This window comes from Acidisarcina polymorpha (assembly GCF_003330725.1).
Lineage (GTDB): Bacteria > Acidobacteriota > Terriglobia > Terriglobales > Acidobacteriaceae > Acidisarcina > Acidisarcina polymorpha.
This window is the reverse complement of sequence record NZ_CP030840.1, coordinates 6,925,881-6,944,443: the sequence shown is the minus strand read 5'-3', so window position 1 is coordinate 6,944,443 and position 18,563 is coordinate 6,925,881. Positions and strand designations below refer to the sequence as shown.

At 54.9% G+C, this 18,563-nt stretch carries 17 protein-coding genes; 8 read left to right on the top strand and 9 right to left on the bottom strand.

Annotated elements, in window-relative coordinates; genetic code table 11:
* Nucleotides 1-284: 284 nt before the first annotated feature.
* Both ACPOL_RS29825 and ACPOL_RS29820 read left to right on the top strand, forming a co-directional pair.
* Nucleotides 285-3,515 carry an outer membrane beta-barrel protein gene (locus tag ACPOL_RS29825; RefSeq protein WP_161557654.1) on the top strand — a complete coding sequence of 1,077 codons (3,231 nt, stop codon included), beginning with the start codon at nt 285-287 and terminating at the stop codon, nt 3,513-3,515.
* Nucleotides 3,516-3,517: 2 nt separating this feature from the next.
* Complete coding sequence (locus ACPOL_RS29820; protein ID WP_114210394.1) at nt 3,518-4,738, top strand: tetratricopeptide repeat protein; 1,221 nt, start codon at nt 3,518-3,520, stop codon at nt 4,736-4,738.
* Between the two features lie 470 nt (nt 4,739-5,208).
* Here ACPOL_RS29820 and ACPOL_RS34355 read toward each other — a convergent pair whose 3' ends face one another.
* The 5 genes from ACPOL_RS34355 to ACPOL_RS29800 form a co-directional block, all read right to left on the bottom strand.
* A complete protein-coding gene (locus ACPOL_RS34355; protein WP_201759020.1) occupies nt 5,209-5,451 on the bottom strand; it encodes a type 1 glutamine amidotransferase family protein in 243 nt (80 codons plus the stop codon).
* A 10-nt stretch (nt 5,452-5,461) separates the two neighbouring features.
* Nucleotides 5,462-5,941, bottom strand: coding sequence for a type 1 glutamine amidotransferase family protein (locus ACPOL_RS29815; protein ID WP_201759018.1), 480 nt, complete (start codon nt 5,939-5,941; stop codon nt 5,462-5,464).
* A gap of 196 nt (nt 5,942-6,137) precedes the next feature.
* Entirely contained in the window at nt 6,138-7,028 is an 891-nt protein-coding gene (locus ACPOL_RS29810) for an SDR family oxidoreductase (protein WP_201759016.1), read from the bottom strand.
* Between the two features lie 239 nt (nt 7,029-7,267).
* Entirely contained in the window at nt 7,268-7,702 is a 435-nt protein-coding gene (locus ACPOL_RS29805; RefSeq protein ID WP_114210393.1) for a tautomerase family protein, read from the bottom strand.
* A 24-nt stretch (nt 7,703-7,726) separates the two neighbouring features.
* Nucleotides 7,727-8,797, bottom strand: coding sequence for an alcohol dehydrogenase catalytic domain-containing protein (locus tag ACPOL_RS29800; RefSeq protein WP_161557652.1), 1,071 nt, complete (start codon nt 8,795-8,797; stop codon nt 7,727-7,729).
* Between the two features lie 664 nt (nt 8,798-9,461).
* Here ACPOL_RS29800 and ACPOL_RS29790 point away from each other — a divergent pair.
* From ACPOL_RS29790 to ACPOL_RS29775, 4 genes are all read left to right on the top strand, one after another.
* A complete protein-coding gene (locus ACPOL_RS29790) occupies nt 9,462-9,629 on the top strand; it encodes a hypothetical protein (RefSeq protein WP_201759014.1) in 168 nt (55 codons plus the stop codon).
* A 164-nt stretch (nt 9,630-9,793) separates the two neighbouring features.
* On the top strand, nt 9,794-10,015 hold the full coding sequence (locus ACPOL_RS36720) for a TMEM175 family protein (RefSeq protein WP_114210391.1): 222 nt from the start codon (nt 9,794-9,796) through the stop codon (nt 10,013-10,015).
* Nucleotides 10,016-10,056: 41 nt separating this feature from the next.
* Nucleotides 10,057-10,890, top strand: a complete 834-nt coding sequence (locus tag ACPOL_RS29780) for a helix-turn-helix transcriptional regulator (protein ID WP_114210390.1) — start codon at nt 10,057-10,059, stop codon at nt 10,888-10,890.
* 497 nt (nt 10,891-11,387) lie between these two features.
* Nucleotides 11,388-12,143: an SDR family NAD(P)-dependent oxidoreductase gene (locus ACPOL_RS29775; RefSeq protein ID WP_114210389.1), complete on the top strand. Its 756-nt coding sequence runs from the start codon at nt 11,388-11,390 to the stop codon at nt 12,141-12,143.
* A gap of 269 nt (nt 12,144-12,412) precedes the next feature.
* Here ACPOL_RS29775 and ACPOL_RS29770 read toward each other — a convergent pair whose 3' ends face one another.
* The 4 genes from ACPOL_RS29770 to ACPOL_RS29755 all read right to left on the bottom strand — a co-directional run bounded on the left by ACPOL_RS29770 (nt 12,413) and on the right by ACPOL_RS29755 (nt 16,510).
* Complete coding sequence (locus tag ACPOL_RS29770; RefSeq protein WP_114210388.1) at nt 12,413-13,912, bottom strand: amidase family protein; 1,500 nt, start codon at nt 13,910-13,912, stop codon at nt 12,413-12,415.
* 265 nt (nt 13,913-14,177) lie between these two features.
* Nucleotides 14,178-14,999 (bottom strand): hypothetical protein, encoded by an 822-nt coding sequence (locus ACPOL_RS29765; RefSeq protein WP_150133185.1) that lies wholly within the window; start codon nt 14,997-14,999, stop codon nt 14,178-14,180.
* Nucleotides 15,000-15,233: 234 nt separating this feature from the next.
* Nucleotides 15,234-15,761, bottom strand: coding sequence for a Cif family virulence factor (locus tag ACPOL_RS29760; RefSeq protein ID WP_114210386.1), 528 nt, complete (start codon nt 15,759-15,761; stop codon nt 15,234-15,236).
* Between the two features lie 101 nt (nt 15,762-15,862).
* On the bottom strand, nt 15,863-16,510 hold the full coding sequence (locus tag ACPOL_RS29755; protein ID WP_114210385.1) for a TetR/AcrR family transcriptional regulator: 648 nt from the start codon (nt 16,508-16,510) through the stop codon (nt 15,863-15,865).
* Between the two features lie 147 nt (nt 16,511-16,657).
* Here ACPOL_RS29755 and ACPOL_RS29750 point away from each other — a divergent pair, with 147 nt between their 5' ends.
* Nucleotides 16,658-17,404, top strand: a complete 747-nt coding sequence (locus tag ACPOL_RS29750) for an SDR family NAD(P)-dependent oxidoreductase (protein ID WP_114210384.1) — start codon at nt 16,658-16,660, stop codon at nt 17,402-17,404.
* A gap of 137 nt (nt 17,405-17,541) precedes the next feature.
* A complete protein-coding gene (locus ACPOL_RS29745; RefSeq protein ID WP_114210383.1) occupies nt 17,542-18,141 on the top strand; it encodes a nuclear transport factor 2 family protein in 600 nt (199 codons plus the stop codon).
* Nucleotides 18,142-18,563 lie beyond the last annotated feature (422 nt).

Here is an 18,563-nt window from a genome sequence, read left to right as displayed (position 1 = left end):
GTCGGCGGGAGCAGCGCATGCAAAGCCCAAGTGTAAATGATTCCGGGACTCGGCTGCCGGGCCGAACGAAACCCGTCAGGCCTCTGGAATGTACCACCGCTATCGGGTGCTCATGCTGCTTCCCGAGCTTTTCCTCTGCGGAATGCTTTGATTGACAGCAGAAAACCGGCAAGCGTAGTATTACGGCGCTAGTAAACATGCGGTGTTCTAGAGAGTAATGAAACCGGTTACACGCAAGAGACATGGTCGCAAAACTCGCCCTGCATCAATTTCGAGGAGGCAAGATGAAGCAGAAATCCGCGTATCAGCAATTTCCACGAATCCTAGGCCGGAAACGGCTGCTAGTCGCAGTTTGCGCAACCATGCTGGCGATCTTTAGCGGCCTGAGTTCGATCGAAATTTTTGCACAAACTACCAGCGGCATCTTTGGGGTCGTCACCGACGCCACGGGTGCAATTGTTGTGGGAGCCAATATCACTGCCACCAATGTCGCGACAGGTGTTGAGCACAACGCGACGACGAATAGCGATGGATCGTACAGGATTCCCCAGCTTCCTCCCGGTAGCTATACGATGGACGTGGCCAACACCGGCTTCCAGACGCAGCATCTGCAGGCATTTACCCTGCTGGTGGGTCAGCAGTCACAGCTAAACATCACTTTGGCCATCGGTCAGGCTACTCAGACGATTTCGGTCTCTGCAGCCTCACTGCTGATCGACACCCAGACATCCAACCAGGACCAGGTGATCGGCAACCAGCAGATCGAGACTCTTCCTCTGAACGGGCGTGATTATATGCAACTGGCGCAGCTTTCTGCCGGAGTCACTCCTATCACGCCAGGCATGAGTTCACCAGCCAATCAGTGGACCGGTACCTCGACGGTTGCTGTTTCGATCGCCGGACTGAGAGAAGACGATACGAGCTACCTCTACGATGGTATCGAGACGCGAAACGCCTGGTATGGCGCGGAAGGGCTGCTCCCCTCGATTGATAACATCCAAGAATTTAACGTCATCCAGTCCGGCGCACCTGCGCAATATGCAGCGGGTGGAGCCTTCATCAGTGTAGTGACGCGATCTGGCACCAATGAGATCCACGGCTCCGTCTATGAGTTCCTGCGCAATAACGACCTTGATGCACGTAACTATTTTGACGTAGGTTCTGCTCCGCCCTTTCACCAGAACCAGTTCGGAGCCCGACTGGGCGGTCCTATTAAGAAGAACAAGATGTTCTTCTTTCTAAATTATGAAGGATTCCGACTGCTGCAGCCGACCACCCAATATGCACTGGTCCCGACCGCGGAGCAGCTCGCGGGCAACTTCTCCGCGGACACCAAGCAGCTGTTTAACCCCTTTACAGGAGCGCCATTTGCCGGGAATCAGATTGGCGCCGCCAGCTTCAACTCCGTCGGCCAGAAGATCCTCTCCTACTATCCACTTCCCAACGGACTTTACTCTGGCGGCACGAATTATCGCTACCTTTCAAACACGACCAACGGGTGGGACCAGGAAAGTGGCCGCTTCGACTATGCAATCTCGGCCAAAGACAGCATCTTTGCCCGCTTCACCAATCAAAGCCAGACCACCAACGTCACAGACATCACTCCATCGAGGGAGATTGTCTATCCTTCCAACCCCAAGAACTTGTCTTTCGGATGGACGCATACCTTCTCGCCGAACCTGGTGAACAACGTTCGCTTCGGCTACACCCACACTGCAACGGGTGAGCAGAGGGCAGATGGTTTCAATCCCGCTGCGGCAAATCCCCTCGGCTTGATCAACGCGCAGGGTCAGGCGGGTTCGTACGGTCCCCCAAGCTTCGGAGTGACAAACTATGCCAACCCGGGGTCGACCGAAGGAACAGACATCGTCAGGGAAGGCCTTACCATGGGCACCGAATCGATAACCATCCAAAAGGGAAAACACCAGATCTCTGCGGGCTTCGACATTCGCTACGAACCGATTTATATGTACGAAGACTGGGCGGCAACTTCCATTTCCTTCAATGGGAATTACAGCGGAGATCCAGTGGCCGACATCCTGCTAGGGGTGCCGACCTCTGGCTTTGCAGCACTTGGCGATCCTCTCTTGAACCTTAGGATGTGGTACCAATCCTATTTCGTTCAAGACAATGTTAAGTTGAACAAGCGTCTCAGCGTCAATGTCGGGTTGAATTATGAGCACCGCAGGCAGCCAGTGGACACACAAAATCACGTTGGCAGCTTTGATGTCGCGACCAACTCTGACCTTTCGTACCCAGACACCAAGGTACTTGGACTCGACAGGGCGATGGTCAAGCCGCGCTTCCTCAACTTTGCACCGAGAATTGGTTTTAACTTCGTTCCATTCGATGACGGCAACACGGATGTGAAGGGCGGATTTGGCATTTACTTTATTCAGCCAAACATCAATCAATATGAAGTCATGGTTGATACGACGAAGTATTACTTAATTCAGAGCTATAACAACTCGACTACTGCACCACCTGCCGGATATATCCCGACACCCTCCAACCCGGGACCGCCGCTTTTTACCGTGGGTGACCTGTTTGGGCCGACGGTACCTGGTGGCGGACCTACGGCCTCCTTTATTCAGCCTGACGCCAAGACTCCATACACGTATGAGTGGAATCTTACGATTGATCGAACCATCAAGAACTGGCTCGCCGAAGTAGGATACCTGGGAAGTGCAGCCCATCACTATGAAGAGCGTCCGAACATTGCGCCTCTTTTGAACAGCGCCGGTGACACGTCGCTGCCCGGATGGAACGGAGTTCAAGAGAATACCAGTTCAGGAAGTTCTTTCTACAGCGCTCTTTTCCTCCGCGCCGAACACCGGTATAGCTCCGGGTTTTCGGTGCTGGGCAATTACACTTTCTCGAAATGCTTAGGCTATCCGTGGCAGGATGTCTTTTCATGGCACCCTCTCAACCTCCGTCTTGATCGCGGTCATTGCCAGGAAGACTTGAATCAGAACCTTGTTGCCAATGCGATCTACGAACTTCCCTTCGGGAAAGGCAAAGCATACCTGAACCAGGGCGGCATCGTGAATGCACTCGCTGGCGGCTGGAAGGCTGCGGTGATTGCCTCGCTGCATTCCGGTTACTGGTCAACACTTGGCAGCAATCAAAATCTTGGAATTTTCGTGAACGCGCTTCCCGATGTCACAGGGCCGGTGAACAATTCATCACTCCATTCCGGCCTCGGCAAGAACGGCAGACTTGGACCCTACTTCAACACTGGCAACGTCGTGCCGGTGACTGCAGAGGCGGTCCAGGGCAACGCTTCCGTTCAGAGCCTGCAGAATCCTGGGTACGCCGACTGGGACATCTCCGCGTATAAGGGATGGACGTTCGCGGATCGTTATACAGTCGACTTCAGGGGAGATTTCTTTAACGCCTTCAACCGCGCCAACTTCTATGGCCTCGACGCTGGCGTGAATGACGCCCGCTTCGGACTCGTCACCAACGCAAACGCAGCACGTGAGATCCAACTTAGTTTGAGGTTTACCTTTTAAGGATGGACTGTGCGTTTCCGCGGTTGAGAAAGCGACTCGCTCGAACCCGCCCTCTCGCTGCTGCTTGGCTCTTCCTAAGCCTGGCAGCAGGAGGGAGTGCGGAAGTACAGAGTTCCCCGGGCATCCGTCAACCCGCTCTGAAGCTTGATCCTCGCTGCCCGGGTTCAGAGGGCATTAACAAGCTGCTGATGGACTCCAGCGCCGCATTGCAACAGGGGAACTACGCCGCGACTATCCAGATTCTGCAACCATTTTCTTCCTATATTTGCGACCCTCGCGTCAACCTGCTGCTGGCGGCTGCCTTCGAAAGCAGCGGTGACCTTCCGGCTGCGGAACAAACACTGCGACAGGCTCTTTCCGATTGGCCCGCCAATACCGCTATCTCGACCTCGCTCGCTCGTGAATACCTCGGCAGCGGAGAGGCTCAGAACGCCGCAGAGGCGTTGAGGAACTTTAGAGCAACGAGCCGCACGCCCTGGCAAGAGATCCAGATGGGGGTTACGGTCTTTCTGGCCGCCCATCAACTCGAGAAGGCAAAGGCGCTTGCAGAGTTCGGATACCGAAACTATCCCTCGTCGCAATCCCTGTTACTGTTCGCAAATGCGCTTCAACTCGAGGGCCGCTACAAGGAAGTCATCGCTTTGCTTGAGAGCCAAAAATCTATTTATCAAAACTCTGCGCCGTTTCTCGCCACCCTGGCCGAGAGTCAGTACGACGCGGCAATCTATGATAGAGCGCGCACGAATGCAGAACGCGCCATTTCTCTCGACGGCAATTTGTACGCAGCACATTACCTGCTTGGCAACATCTTGCTCAAATTGAGCGATCCGGAGCCGGCAGCAGCAGAGTATCGAAAAGCATTGGAGTTGGAACCGGACCAGCCAAGAACCTACTACTACCTGGCGCTTGCCCTACGTGCACAGCACGATGAGAATGACGAAGAGGCCATTCTCGCGAAAGCCATTGCTCTCGACGATCATTACGCCTTGGCCCATTGTGAAATGGGGAGGATTTTGCTGAATCAAGATCGGTTGGCCGACGCCGTCGCTCAATTGAATCTTGCCGTCGATGACAATGCGTCGTCGGAACAGGCCTACTATTTGCTCTCCCGCGCCTACAGTAGGCTGGGTGACAAAGAGAACGCCGATGCGATGGCAAAGCGTCTGACAGCTATAAGAAAAAATAATCATAGAGGGTCCACGCGGTCTCTAGGAAATCAGTGATCTGAGATAGAAAGATCAGTCGGCACTCCTCAGGAACCTGGTTGCCGTTGATTGCTGAAAGAGCCGGTAGACTCCAGGTGTCATTGACAGCCACGGCAATCTCTTGCTCGGACCTGAGGTAGGATATTCGCGTGCATAAATCCAAACGTTGCTGCGTCCGTACGTTGTTTCTGGCATGCGTTCGCACTGCAGGCCTATTTGGGTAAGCTCCTGCGCGAGCAATTCGAGGTTAGCCTGAGTGAAGGCGCCCTGTGGATAGTGAAGGACATCTTCGGCATGACTTATCCTTAGAAAGCTCTTGGGTCTCACTACTTGTAATAAGCTAGCGGGTCCGAGACGAAGTGCTCCGGACCCGTTCGTTGCTGGTTCTTGGTCCTTACGGCTGATGAAGGCGGCAGAACATGATGACGTTGTGAGATTCCGGTAGCTCGGTTTTCCTCTTTAGCAAGGACGTCAGAGTGAGAAGGCGATTACGGACGCATCCCGTTATCGAACAATCTCACAATCCTCTCAGCGGTACTGTGGCCACTCTGAGGATTCGTGCCGGTCACAAGGCGGCCCGATGTAATGGAATAGTCATCAAATGCGCTCATCGAGGTGCTGTAGAATCCGCCGGCCGCTGTAACGGCCTCAACAACTGGAACAACCCCGTCTTTTCTGAGCTTGTCCAGGATGTTGAAGATGAGTTCGCCTTCGATGGTGAATCCAGTCACCGTTCTTTCGTCAACGATTGACTTGCCCGTCTTCGCTTGACACCCGGCAGGATTCTGGTCCGTGACACACAGTTCCGACGATGCCACCGCGATTCCAAACGTCCGCAGCGATTGCCTGCAGGCCTTTCGCGGTTGGGTAGTCATAGAGGGCAGCATGTCCGGCGGATGCGAAGAAAACACCATACTCACCCTTCTTCAGGTCGGATGCCTTCTTGAGATGAGAGTTCAGTTTCACCATGAACGGGTGGTCCGGATTGTTGTAAATTACCTTGTCACTTCCAGACAGAAATGGCGGTTGCAGCGAGTTGTAATCGAAACCAAAGGTGCCAGTTTCGGAAGCAAGGTCCACTTCGAAGCCGGCTGCGGTGAGCACTCGGAATGGGTGCAGAGCCTCGGTGAAGAACAGGCCGGTCTTGTGGCCGTCAGGGAAGATGGCTCCATGAAAGCTAGAGATTGCGATGATTGCCTTACGAGCAAGAGTCTGTGCCACGATGTATCTCCTTTGGATGATGGTTGATCTTGTTTGAGTATTAAGGCGCACCCGGCTCTGCTGCTTGAGTCCAGCATTGGCGGCGCCCCGGGAACAATCCGTGTGACGTGATTTTGAATCGAAACAGTCGCTTCGTGTCGGTGCGCATGAGGGAGTAGGTCGCAGCTCCGGGCGTGAGAGGCGGACCCCTGACGAGCTATGCGCTTGCGCCGTCACGTTCCTGCGCAGTCCAACCGGATTCCTGGATCTCCGGCGTCATGTCGTAGCACTTCTGGATTTGCGCGGCCCGCTTGCCCAAGTCTTGCTTTACGCTTTTTGTCCAAGGTGCCTCGATATTCTTCTTGGTCTCCTCAAGCATCGATTGCGGCTCAAGATTGCGGTAGCTGTCGATCTCACCAGCCACAACCTTGGTCATGGTGTCGATCATCACCCGGGGGTTGAATTGGGGGCGTGGGAAAGCGAGCTTTGAATAATCGAAGAGCCTCTCTGAGGGCTCATCCTCCCAGCTCTCCCATGTCTGAAAACCACGGTCGTTGAAGCCGGTGAGGAAGGGCCCAGGATTGATCGTAGCAACCTCAATGCCGAACTCCTGCAGTTCCATGCTCATTGTCTCTGCGATGGCCTCGACGGCGTGCTTGGAAGCGGAGTAGATGCCCGTGAACGGGTTCACATTCAAACCTTCACGCGACGAGACCCACACGATGCGTCCCTTTCCGCGCTTCACCATCTGCTTGGCGATGCCCTGGGTCATCAGCAGAGGACCGATCACGTTGACCTCAAACTCATGACGCATGTTGCTGCCCGGGATGTCGAGCACGGAGCCGCCCTCAAGAACGCCGGCATTATTCACCAGGATTTCGATGCCCCAACCCAGAGCCTTTCGCCGGTCGCCTTCCACCGTGACGTCGAGCTTTTCTACCCGCACGTTTTTAATCCCTTTCTCAGCCAGGTTGCGCTTGAGCGGCTGTACCTGGCCGTAGATCTCAACGGCGGCAATAACATCAAAGCCCTTCTCTGCAAGTTGGATCGTCACACCATAGCCAAAGCCGGTTGCTGCTCCTGTGATCAATACCTTTTTCATATTCATATTCAGTCTCCTTTGTGAGTCCTAGTGGGTGTATTCGTGCGGATCACACGTAACACTCTTTCCGCCGACCGTTCTCCGATGAACTGGGTAGAAGCGAAACGTCTTAGTGCGACTGGCTGAACAGCTCCACAAGAATCGCAAGATGTCTGGCGCACATGTGGTGTTCGTGTGAAGCGAGATGTCAGCCCAGTCGGTGCTGCTGGCCCCCTATGATCTAAGAAGTCACGGAATGGTATAGGTTAGATGGGCTCTTCGTCTTCCGATGCGACCAATAGGTCGTTAATCGCGATGATGTTGCCGAAAAAGCCCCAGTTGATGTCAGGAACATCGCGGAAGAGGATATAGACGGGCCGCCGCTTGTCTTTCGGCATGCCAGTGGCTTCGGCTATAGCGTCTGTCGCCTTCTTGTAGAATTCCTTCTTCGCCGCATAGTCCAAGCCGCCTTCGAAGACATTGACCTCGAGACTGATCACATTTCTTCCACCTGACTTTCCCCCGTGGAATACGAGTTCCTTCGGGTAGGGCCGGAAGTACACCCAGGTCGTGCTGAAGAGGTAAGGAGTCTTGGGGATCTTCTCGGCGTCCTCACCGAAATTGGTCAATTGCATGGCCAGCTTGTCAATGGCCTCTTGAGTGAACGTATCTTCGGGATAGTTGACATACATCAGTGGCATTGTGAAACCTCCAGGTCTAGTTGATTAGTTGAGTTGTGTGATGACGACGAAGCCGTTTGTTTGGAACTTTGGCATGCGATCGAAGACAGCCTGAACATCTTCGAGACGAACTTCACTCTCGATGTGCCGGCTTGGCGCAAGCTTCCCGCTGTTGACTAGGCGGAGAAGGTCGGGATAATCAGACTGAGGGTTGCCTAGCGTACCTATTACAGACAGCTCCTGAGCAACGATCTGATCGATAGGAATAGTTACTTCGCCTTTGTCTTCCTGACTGGTGAGGCCAGCCACGACAAGGCGACCGTATTTAGCGATTGATTGTAGTGTCGAGAGCGTCGCGTTGCTTCCTCCGATGGCGTCGATACCTACATCCACCCCAGTGCCGCCGGTGAGTGCCTTCACACGTTCACCAACTTGCTTTGGAGTCAGCCCCTCGGAATTAATGACCTCAACGGCACCTAATTTCTTAGCAGCTTCCAGCGCAGAATCCTTTGTGTCGATCGCGATAACTTGGCCACCGAGAGCCACTGCGATCTCAACTGCGGAGCGTCCAACTCCTCCGACGCCGGTAACGGCCACAGTCTCACCAGCGTGAAGGTCGGCGCGTGTTCGGACTGCCCGGTATGCTGTCATATAGCGGCAGCCCAGCGCGGCAGCGTCCTTTTCTGTTACGTTGGCAGGCAAGGTCACACAGTTCAGTTGAGCTTTCGGCACCCTGACGTACTGCGCAAAGCCACCAGAGCCCTGGGTCAGCATCGGCCACATGTAGTTATCACAGTCGTTCTGCAAGCCCCGCACGCAATACGGGCAGTGCCCGCATGCCATGTTGAAAGGCACGCATACACGAGTGCCAACAGTAAGGCCATCCACTCGAGAACCAACACGCTCAACAACCCCGCCGATCTCGTGGCCTAGAACCAATGGAAGAGACAGCTTCACCCCGATCCAGCCCCAGTCGCCGTTCCAAAGATGCCAGTCCGTCCGGCAAATCCCTGAGGCTGTCACACGAACAAGAGCGTCTTCGTCTCCAATCTCTGGAATTGAAACATCTCGGACGGCCATAGGTTTTAGTACCTCGTCCATCTGTACTGCTTTCATAGTCCTCATAAGTCTCCTTTTAGGTGGATCTGAGTAGGTTGATACTTAGTTACCGTGCTGGAAACGAAGACCGTGAAGTGGCTCTGCTCCATGTACTGATACTCAGGGGTGGATACAGATAGGGTCTTGAACGAAATTGCGGAAATATCCCTTGAGTCTGCATGGACAAATCAGCCTCCAAAGCGAATCCACACTCCGAGGTTTAAATGTCGACGGTGTTCTGCATGTGCGGGTACGCCACCGGCGTTGATATCCACTATCATTTGTTTCGCGATGGATAGATTGCTCAAAACTCTCAACGGAATGCGGATCGCGCTCAAAGTCGCCTAACCGCCGTCCCCAGATGATGTGGGGGCATACGAATCGACTTAGCCCTTCGTCCAGAAGGCCCAGTTATTTTGCGCGCCACGCATTCCGGTGCGAGGATCGCGCCTGATGGCATGGTTTAGGTCAGGGAATGTCCGGGGTCACGATGGAAAAAGACTGGTGTGTTGTTGCCAACAAGATCTCAGTTTCCCCCTTCGGTGTAGAACTTGAGAGCAAAGCCCCAGATATCACCCTCCGCATCGGCTGCACTACGGAACGCGGGCCTACGATTGCGCAGTTCCGCTCGAGACCGGCAGAGAACGTCGGAGCGATGACGGGAGGGTGAGGGTGATGATGAATGCACCTAGCGATGCTTGATTTCTGCGGACGGCACGACATCGTCAGTGACATCGAGATCATCCGCATGGATCAAGTCGACTATGCCTATGAGCGGCTACCCAAGAGTGACGTGAAGTATCGCTTCGTTATCAACATGGACTCTCTCAAGGCGTACATATCGAATTGACCGAGTCGGATTAGCAATTACCTCGTGATAAAGCTCCTTGCCCGGCTATGGTCACGTCCGCCCTGCGATGGCCAACCAGTCAGGGTGAGCGTTGGAAGAGTGATCATGCTGATCGTCGCAGGCGGGATGTTCCGCTCGCGGCCTCTTTCCTGTAGAGTTGGCGGGTGCCTGATGAAGCGGACCGAAAAGAACGACAGATCGGTCGGCTCGGCAGTTTCATCGACGCCGTGTGCGCGATCGCTATCACACTTCTGGTTGTGCAGTTGACAGCACCTAAGGTCGGGGCAGGTGAAAAATCTAGGAGCCCCCTATGCTCGCTTGCGGCCCGATGTAATTGCCTACATCCCGGATTCATGTCTAAGCGCCTTCTTTTCAGCTTCTGTTGAAAGGCTATGACCTTTCAAGGCCTAGGAGCATCCTAGGTTTCATGAGTGCGAGATTAGATACATACGATGGAGCGCTGCCCACGGCAGCAAGGAATGAGCTGGGAGATTTTCTGAGATCCCGTCGTGCAAAGTTGTCCGCAGAAGCTCTTGGTTTGAGCAAACAGCGGCGGCGGCGTACACCCGGCCTGCGCCGGGAGGAGGTCGCGGAGCGAGCAGGCATCGGAGTGGACTGGTACATTCGATTGGAACAAGGCCGAACCGTAAGCCCCTCGTCAGCAACAGTCGACGCCCTGGCTAAGGCTCTATGTCTGAGCAAAGTCGAACACTCACACCTGCGGGCTTTGGCCACAACCTCCCATCGTGCCGCATTTTGCCGCGAGACGGTGCCGGATGAATTGCGCAGAATGATCGAAGGTCTGAACAATCCCGCCTATATAGCCGGTCGAAGATGGGATGTTCTCGCCTGGAATGATGCAGCGGCTGATCTCTTTCCGGACCTTACTCGAGTGTCCCAGGAAGAGTGCAATTGCCTCATACTGATATTCGAGTCCCCTCTGATGAAGAATCTGTATGGACGATCCTGGGAGGTGCATGCGAAGCACATGCTCTCTTCGTTTCGCGCCACATATGATTTTTGGGCCGACGATCCGGCTTTCATTGAGCTTCGGGAAAGGCTCCGACGGGCATGTCCCGATTTTGAGAGTTGGTGGGAGTCGCACGAAGTCACCAACGCTTTCGGCTTGCGAAAGGAGCTTCATCATCCTCGACGAGGCCTGATCGGCTTTGACATCGTCTCGTTTCAAGCGAACGATGATCCGTCGTTGAAGCTTGTGATGTATACACCGCTGGCACAGCGTATTACGCCGCCCATGTAGATCACCTCGAGGTCGTTCTAGGACGAAGCGACAAAGCGGTCAGTTGCTCGCTACATGCAGATCAAGGTAAAACACCGAGCCCATGCCGAGATTTGGTCGATTCGCGCCGAGTTGGTACAGCAACACTGCGCCCTTATTCCCTGGCTGGCTCCCTTACCGAAATCGTTATTTGTGCACCGTGGCGGAATGCGAGGAGCCGCCAGTAGTGGCTTCCGAAACAAGCACTTAGCAGATTGCTGGTGTAATAGCCCTCTGACATATTGCCAGATAAGTGCTTGGTTTGAATTAGAGGCATTAATCCCGGCTGATGGTGATTCTTCGGCACGAGCGCACTCTGGGGACGGTTGGCATTGATCGTTTACGCCAATAACAAGGTTTAACGTTACGGAGAACGAGGGTGCGGGCAACTTCGGCATGGTATCTCCGCAACCGATCCGTGCGGCGGTCATCTACTCGACAGGCGCCAGAGTATGGCACCAATCGAACGAGGTGAGCGAATGGGCAAGCTGACAGGCAAGGTCGCGGTAGTCACGGGAGCCTCCAAGGGCATCGGGGCAGGTATTGCAAAGGCATTTGGCCGCGAAGGTGCGAGCGTTGTGGTGAACTATGCATCGGACAAAGCCGGTGCGGAACGTGTCGCCAAAGAGATCGAGTCTGCCGGCGGTAAGGCCCTGGTGGTAGGTGCAAGCGTGGCCAAGGTCTCTGACATCGAGACACTGTTCGCCGAGGTGAAGCAGCACTTCGGCAAGATAGACGTGCTGGTGAACAATGCCGGTGTCTTTGGCCCTACGCCACTCGAAGACCTGACGGAAGCCGAGTACGATCGCCAGTTCAACACGAATGTTAAAGGCCTGCTGTTTACCACCAAGTCTGCGCTGCCGCTCTTCGGCGAGTCCGGCGGAAGCGTCATCAACATCAGCTCCGTCGTGGCTAAAGGCACGTTTCCAGGCATCAGCGTGTACGGCGGAACCAAGGGAGCGGTCGACACCATCACCGGCGTGCTTTCGAAGGAATTGGGCGCAAAGAAGATTCGGGTGAATGCGATCAATCCCGGCCTGATCGTGACCGAAGGCACTGACGCTGCCGGGTATACGGGTGGGAACTCGGAGTTCGAGAAGATGGTGCTGGCAGGCACGCCGCTTGGCCGCCTCGGACAGACCTCTGACGTGGCGGACGTGGCGGTGTTTCTTGCTTCTGACGACTCGCGTTGGGTAAGCGGCTCCACGCTTGATGTTGCGGGTGGCAACCGCTAACTCGCAAACGCAGGCAGGCGGCAGTTGCATGACACTTTCTATAGGCAAAGTGGACTGCGGAGATAGCGCCACAGAGTCAGCCTGATCGCATGCGGCCCCAGGAGTTGGTTTCCGGGAGCCGCAGGCGCGTTGCCATCCAATGTCGGCAGAACCGATGGAATAACATTCTTCTGTTACTGAAAGACGGCTGGACTGCTCCACTCCGGCTGACTATCGTTCTCGACTACCGTCAGCTTTCGCCGGGCGAGTGTAATCAATGAAGCCTGAGCTCACAGATGTCTATCTTCCTCAAATGGGGGAGGCTGTACGAAGCCTCCGAATAGATCGTCCATTAGCAGGGCCGCGTGGATCGGTGTTCGGTCTTCCAGATATGGCCCTACGACTTGGATCCCCATCGGAAGTCCGTCGGAGGTGCAGGTGATTGGTCTGGCTGTCGCCGGAAGATAAGCAAAATTCGCGAGTGCTCCGCACCAGACAACATGATCCCAATAAGGGTAGCGGCGGTCTTGCACCACCAACTCGCGTTCGACGGATGGAAGCGAAAGATTGTGTTGGAATGCGGTGTGGGGTGCTACGGGGCAGATTAAAACGTCAAATCGTTCAAAAAAAGTACGCCACGATGAGATTGCAATCGCTTGAGTTTCCTTCGCTTTAGCCATCCACGCGGAAGTCTGACGCGCGCCGGCGTGGATCAGTTTCACAAACTTTGCATTGGGGCTACGTTCCAACATGGCTTCCAAATCGTTCTGCGTGTAACTCCCGAGCAGCAGGGGCATGAGGAGCTGAAAGTAGGCGTCGGCGACTTCGGTCAGATTAGAAAACGGTCGAGCGTTTCGATCTACAGCAGCACCTGCCTTTTCAAGACGCGTGGCGACCGTTTCCATCATGTCGGCAGTAGCGCGATCTACCGGGAACGCATCATCGTTTGACCAGACCGCAATGCGGGCTTCTGAAAGACGTGCGAAGCGGGGAGGTGGTATTTCAGGTATCCATCTGCCTCGGCCTGTGCTGCCTTCGTCAAGGAGTAGAGCTTCCAGCGCCAGGTTCAAGTCCTCGGCGCACCTTGCCATCGGTCCGAGTACTCCCATGTCGGCTATGCTCAGTACCGCGGGCGGCGGCGGAACGTGGCCTCGTTGCGGATAGATTTCGAACGTCGGTTTATGTGCGTAGATGCCGCAGAAGTGAGCCGGTTGGCGAACCGATCCGCCGATATCACTACCGAACTCCAGCGGAATCATCCCTGCAGCGAGGGCCGCTGCTGCGCCTCCCGAGGAACCTCCAGTTGTCATCTCCAGGTTCCAAGGGTTGCGCGTAGTCCCGAAAATCGGATTGTCGCTCTGAAAGTCGCTAGCCATTGTGGACAGATTCGTTTTGCCAACGATCGTGACGCCTGCATGTCTCAATCGCGCTACGCTCGGCGCGTCGGAGCTCGGGCGATAGTTTGCCAGCGGGGGAAAGCCTGACGTGGCCGGAAACCCCTCGACAGCAATGCTGTCCTTTACGGTCATTGGTATACCGTCGAGCGGCCCGCGAACGGCATTTGCCGCGCGCCTCTCATCGCTTTCCCTTGCCGCCTTCCTGGCGACATCCACGTTCATAGCGACGATGGCGTTAACAGTGGGGTTGACTGCTTCAATTCGAGCGACGGTCGCCATCAACAACTCCTCTGCGCTCAACTCATTTCTGTTTAGCGCGGAGGAGAGCTGCTGCACAGTGGAAAAGGGACCAAACGAGACTTTCAAATTACCTTCGGCAGTTGCGATTGCCATCTTGCTCCTTTGGAGAACTCAACGTTTTTCGTGCGGCTCGAGACTTGAGCGGGCATCGCGACCAAATCGTTCTGCTACTGCTCTGCGACGTACACGACTCGTCCGCGTCACAACAGCCTCAGCCTGCGCCCCGTTATAACTCTCACAGCAAAACTCTTGTAGAACGGTTTCCGAGACCTGACCGGGACGATATCATCTGGTCGCGCCAGAGATAGCTGCGGCGCTCACAGGAGTGGCGCAGCGCCTCCATGGGCTGCGTAAGCCCTCAGTTGGAGCGCAAAGAGGGCTGCGTGGTCATGGAGAATTGCCAGACGACAGTTGTGAGAACAGCGAGCGCCAGCGTTTCAAACAAGAACTGGCTTTCACTCAGCATCGCCATCGGCAGATTCCCTTTGCTGTAGAAGCTGTAGATGAAGGTCGGTAACAGCATTCCCCTCATCAACAGGATGAGCATGGAAAACTGGAGCATCCGCAGACCGCTCCTGGCACTCAGGCGTCCCCAAATGAGGAAGGCGATACACATACAGGCGACGACCGGCTCCGCGTAGGTGATGTAGGCCGGGATGAGCACGTGCCATCCATAGGGGAAGGCATATACCTCCGGATGATCGAGATGTGCCACCGCCTTCAGCATGGGAGCAAAGAGGATGCCAAGTGCCGGCCGAATGGCGAAGGTCGCGAGTCCCGCTAAGACAGCAGCGCCACCCATCTTGGCCCAGAGACTGCGCAACATTGGAGTCAGAAAGACGGTAAGACTGCTAATAACGAAGGCGTAGGTCAGGCTTGGCAGGCCGGACACAAGGGCGAACCCCCAGCCTGTCGTCACAACCCCATTCATCAGGATGCCCCGGATAGACTCCTTCAACATGGCATAGAGAACGAAAAGGATGATGCACTGAGTGCCTTTGGAGAATCGGCCCAGTCGCGGTTGGGCGGCGCCACATACGACGATCAGCGCGAAAAGGGCGAGAGCAGTGTTCGATAGTGGAGCCCATTTACTTATCCCTGTGAAATCCGGAAAAGGAACGCGCAACACCTGCAGCATGACAACGTGAATGCTGAGCGAGAGAATAAGAGTTAACAGCATCCCGAGTATTAGCCGGACGTAGTGGAGTCGTGGATTCGCAGAAGTGGCCTGGAAGGTCAACGGAAGTCTACTTTCTTCGTCTACAACGTCCTACGTGAAGCAGATCAGATTTGTTCCTCAGGCAGAGGTTCCTGTTATTACCAGATGACCTCTCGCCCTAGATACCCGCTCATCATTGCCCAGGTGAATCGCTTTGGCCGTGCCCATCCCATTCTTCCGACTGATCACAATCGATCATAGACGGGGATTTGATGAATAAGTGATATCGGCAATCCTCCATCCACCTTCCGACTTCAAAAGGACCCAGATCTCGCTTCCGCGATTTGTTTCCTTTCCATCAACCAGGAAGATGAAGTCGAAGTACACGGAGGCCACTGTTCCGTCGGTGTGAATGCTCATGTTTGTGTGGGTCGGATTGAAGCTTGCCTTCGAAGAGGATACCAGCTTGACAAAGTCTGTATAACTACCGACGCGAACCCTTGTCGCATTCGGCGTCTTGGCTTTGACACGCGCGTAGGCTTCGTCAGAAAGCACGTTGATCCAGGTGCTCCCCTGAGGAAGAAACAGGCTGGCGAGTCGCGCTCCATCGTGAGCGAGAATCGCCGCGTGGTAAGCATCAAGTACGTGCTGCACATCCATGGTGTCCGATGCGATGTTGCTATTGGTAGACGGAACCATCTGCGGGGACTGTGGGCTCTGGCCTAGAGCAGCAAAGGTCGAACTTAGCAGCACAAGGAATAGCTTGCCAACTTGTCGTTTCATTATCTCTCCTTCAACTAACCCTTACGACCCGGTTATCAGGCAGGTATAGGCTCTCTAGCTTTATAAAGCCCCTAGAGTTGCGAACATGGGCTCGGATGTCGTTACTCGGTGGCATGAGTGGGTGCTTTAGAACTTTCCTCGCTTCGCGTGCGGATCCCAAGATGCCTCAAGGCTAGTTCAGCGGTGCGCTTCAGTTGAGCTCTCGTAGAGCCGTTCGCGGCTTGAACGGCAAGACCGCTGAAGAGTGACGAAAGGTAACGGGTGAAGTCGTCGATATTCTCCTCTCTCGGAAACTCCCCAGCCTTCTTGGCCTTCTGAAGACGAGACTTAAGGACGGCTTCATTTCGAAGCCGTATGTCAAGCATCAGAGCCTTCGCGGGTTCAGTGTCTACGCCACAGGACAGCGAGCCAGTCAAGGTGAAGCAACTCGCTGGGTATTCCTTGCCACCCAAGAACTCGACTGTGTTGTAAAACGCAGCCTGGATGAACCTCTCGAACGTCGGCTCTGCAAGCGCTCGCACCATGTACTGCCCGGGCACCTCCATATAACGTTTCGCCGCAAGCGCGAACAGTGCCTGCTTATCACCGAAGGCCGCATAGATGCTGGACGGATGAATGCCCATAGCCTGCGAGAGATCCGCCATGGACGTGCCCTCGTAACCCCGCTCCCAGAACAAACGCATAGCGACATCCAGGGCGGCCTCTTTGTCGAATGCGGTAGGTCTTCCGAGCTTGTTCGAGGTGCTCATGCCGTTTTAGATGCAGAATGACTGAATCCGATGCAGCGCTGCTGACATCTGTAATGATCGTACTATATGTTTCTGTAACGAACATTCGACAATGATCGTCCGACGTACTCACAACGGTGAGCAAGCATTAAGCAGATTGGAGGTTGTATGGGCGCACTCGAGGGGAAAGTAGCCATTGTGACAGGCGGGAACAGCGGAATCGGTCTAGCGACCGCGAAGCGGTTCGTGGAGGAAGGCGCGTATGTCTTCATCACGGCACGGCGTCAGAGCGAACTGGATAAAGCAGTCGCGGAGATCGGTCACGACGTCACCGCAATCGCCGGAGATTTAGCGAAGATCGAGGATATAAGCAAAATCGCCACAGTAGTGAAGGCCGAGAAGGGCGTGATTGACATCATCGTGTCCAATGCCGGGTTCACGGAACGATCAATGATCGAGGAAATCACCCCCGAGCACTTCGACAAAAGTTTCAATCTAATGGCGCGCGCGCCGGTCTTTCTGGTGCAGAAACTCTTGCCGTTGATGACGCGCAAGGGATCCATCATCCTCGTCAGTTCCGCGATGCACCAGATGGGCTTCGCTGGTCACACGGCCTACGCCGCAGTAAAGGCTACGAACCGGTCCTATGCCCGAACCTGGGCTGCGGAGTTCAAGGACCGGGGCATTCGCGCCAACACCTTAAGCCCTGGCCTGACCGACACTCCCATCCTGGACAGCCAAGCCGAGGGGTTGGACCGTCAGGAAGTCATTAACGGCTATGTCAGCGCAATCCCGCTCGGCAGAGCGGCAGAAGCCGTAGAGATCGCGAATGCGGCCGTGTTCCTCGGATCGGATCAGAGTTCGTACGTCACTGGCGCTGACCTGATGGTGGACGGTGGGATTGGCCAGGTTTAATCGGGCCAACCACGGCGATTTCCGTATGCAGAGCTTGCACCTGCATGCGGAGCGAGACGAACAGTTTCCGCTCACTAGGTTTCGGACCGACACTTTGACCATATTGGTCCAAGCGCAGACACAGAAGGAAGGTCATTATGAAGAACGCTGAAGCGAACTACCCATTGCTGCTCTCACGTCGAAAGCTGCTCATTCATGGCGCAATGTCAACCGCAGGGTTGGCTCTCATTGGAGAAGCAGGAGCCCAGACAGCAGCAGGCGGAACGAAGATTGGCAAAGCAGCCGACTCCAGCATCACGCTGCAGATCTACAAAGGTTTCTCGCAGAACCAGCTCGATCTCTGGGACGCGGTAATACATCCTGACGTCAAGTCCAACAGCCCTGCAGGACGCAACATCGACGGTATCGCCGCGCTCAAACGTTGGAACCAGTCGTTCATTGACTCCTTCCGTCCACGGACTGATCTAGTCGATCACTTTGTCGCGGGAGATCGCGGCCTCGTCACGATCAACCTCCATTGGAAGCACGATCGTCCTTTCAACGGGCTCGCTCCGACTGGAAAGACGGGAACATCGGTAGAGAATTTCATCCTAAGGATTGAAAATGGCTTGGTCACGCGCTGGGACGTCGCTGACGGTTCACTTGACCTTGCCATTTACCTCCACGACGAGGGCTTGAAGATGCCCACGTTTGTCGAGCCGCCGGCGCTCATCAAGGGCGTGGATCTCCCTTTCTAGAAGCTGGACAACTCTACAAAAACGCTCCCGTCTGTCTGTTGATGCATTGCGAGCAATCAGTCTCTGCGTGAAGGCCAAACGGACGCATTTCTGCATTTACACATTTCTAAGACGCTCTCCGTGTGACTTTTCACCCAAGTCATGGAACAACGGCTTGTCCTTGCGGTGGCGCAAGTACTATTCGATCCAGTCGGCCAGAACCATATCAGGCGCACAGCCCCGAAAGCACAGTTCAACTGGTTCCTGGACGCATGGAGTCGAATCAGGTCACAGGCACCATCGTCTCGGTTTGTCGTCTTTTTTAGCTCGACTACCAGTAGGTTTGTACCGTTCGAGCCCCTTTCGTGGATGATGACATCCGGCAGAACCATAGCAAGGCCCTCATTGCTTCTGTACCGTGCGCAACCCGGAAGTAGTTCAAC

What these genes read in the sequence shown, in the direction of transcription:
- ACPOL_RS29745 (WP_114210383.1), top strand. Translation starts at nt 17,542, where the DNA reads ATGAAGAACGCTGAAGCGAACTACCCATTGCTGCTCTCACGTCGAAAG.
- ACPOL_RS29755 (WP_114210385.1), bottom strand. Translation starts at nt 16,510, where the DNA reads ATGAGCACCTCGAACAAGCTCGGAAGACCTACCGCATTCGACAAAGAG.
- ACPOL_RS29760 (WP_114210386.1), bottom strand. Translation starts at nt 15,761, where the DNA reads ATGAAACGACAAGTTGGCAAGCTATTCCTTGTGCTGCTAAGTTCGACC.
- ACPOL_RS29800 (WP_161557652.1), bottom strand. Translation starts at nt 8,797, where the DNA reads ATGAAAGCAGTACAGATGGACGAGGTACTAAAACCTATGGCCGTCCGA.
- ACPOL_RS29825 (WP_161557654.1), top strand. Translation starts at nt 285, where the DNA reads ATGAAGCAGAAATCCGCGTATCAGCAATTTCCACGAATCCTAGGCCGG.
- ACPOL_RS29765 (WP_150133185.1), bottom strand. Translation starts at nt 14,999, where the DNA reads ATGCTGTTAACTCTTATTCTCTCGCTCAGCATTCACGTTGTCATGCTG.
- ACPOL_RS29810 (WP_201759016.1), bottom strand. Translation starts at nt 7,028, where the DNA reads ATGAATATGAAAAAGGTATTGATCACAGGAGCAGCAACCGGCTTTGGC.
- ACPOL_RS29790 (WP_201759014.1), top strand. Translation starts at nt 9,462, where the DNA reads ATGCACCTAGCGATGCTTGATTTCTGCGGACGGCACGACATCGTCAGT.
- ACPOL_RS29805 (WP_114210393.1), bottom strand. Translation starts at nt 7,702, where the DNA reads ATGCCACTGATGTATGTCAACTATCCCGAAGATACGTTCACTCAAGAG.
- ACPOL_RS29775 (WP_114210389.1), top strand. Translation starts at nt 11,388, where the DNA reads ATGGGCAAGCTGACAGGCAAGGTCGCGGTAGTCACGGGAGCCTCCAAG.
- ACPOL_RS29780 (WP_114210390.1), top strand. Translation starts at nt 10,057, where the DNA reads ATGAGTGCGAGATTAGATACATACGATGGAGCGCTGCCCACGGCAGCA.
- ACPOL_RS29820 (WP_114210394.1), top strand. Translation starts at nt 3,518, where the DNA reads ATGGACTGTGCGTTTCCGCGGTTGAGAAAGCGACTCGCTCGAACCCGC.
- ACPOL_RS29770 (WP_114210388.1), bottom strand. Translation starts at nt 13,912, where the DNA reads ATGGCAATCGCAACTGCCGAAGGTAATTTGAAAGTCTCGTTTGGTCCC.
- ACPOL_RS29750 (WP_114210384.1), top strand. Translation starts at nt 16,658, where the DNA reads ATGGGCGCACTCGAGGGGAAAGTAGCCATTGTGACAGGCGGGAACAGC.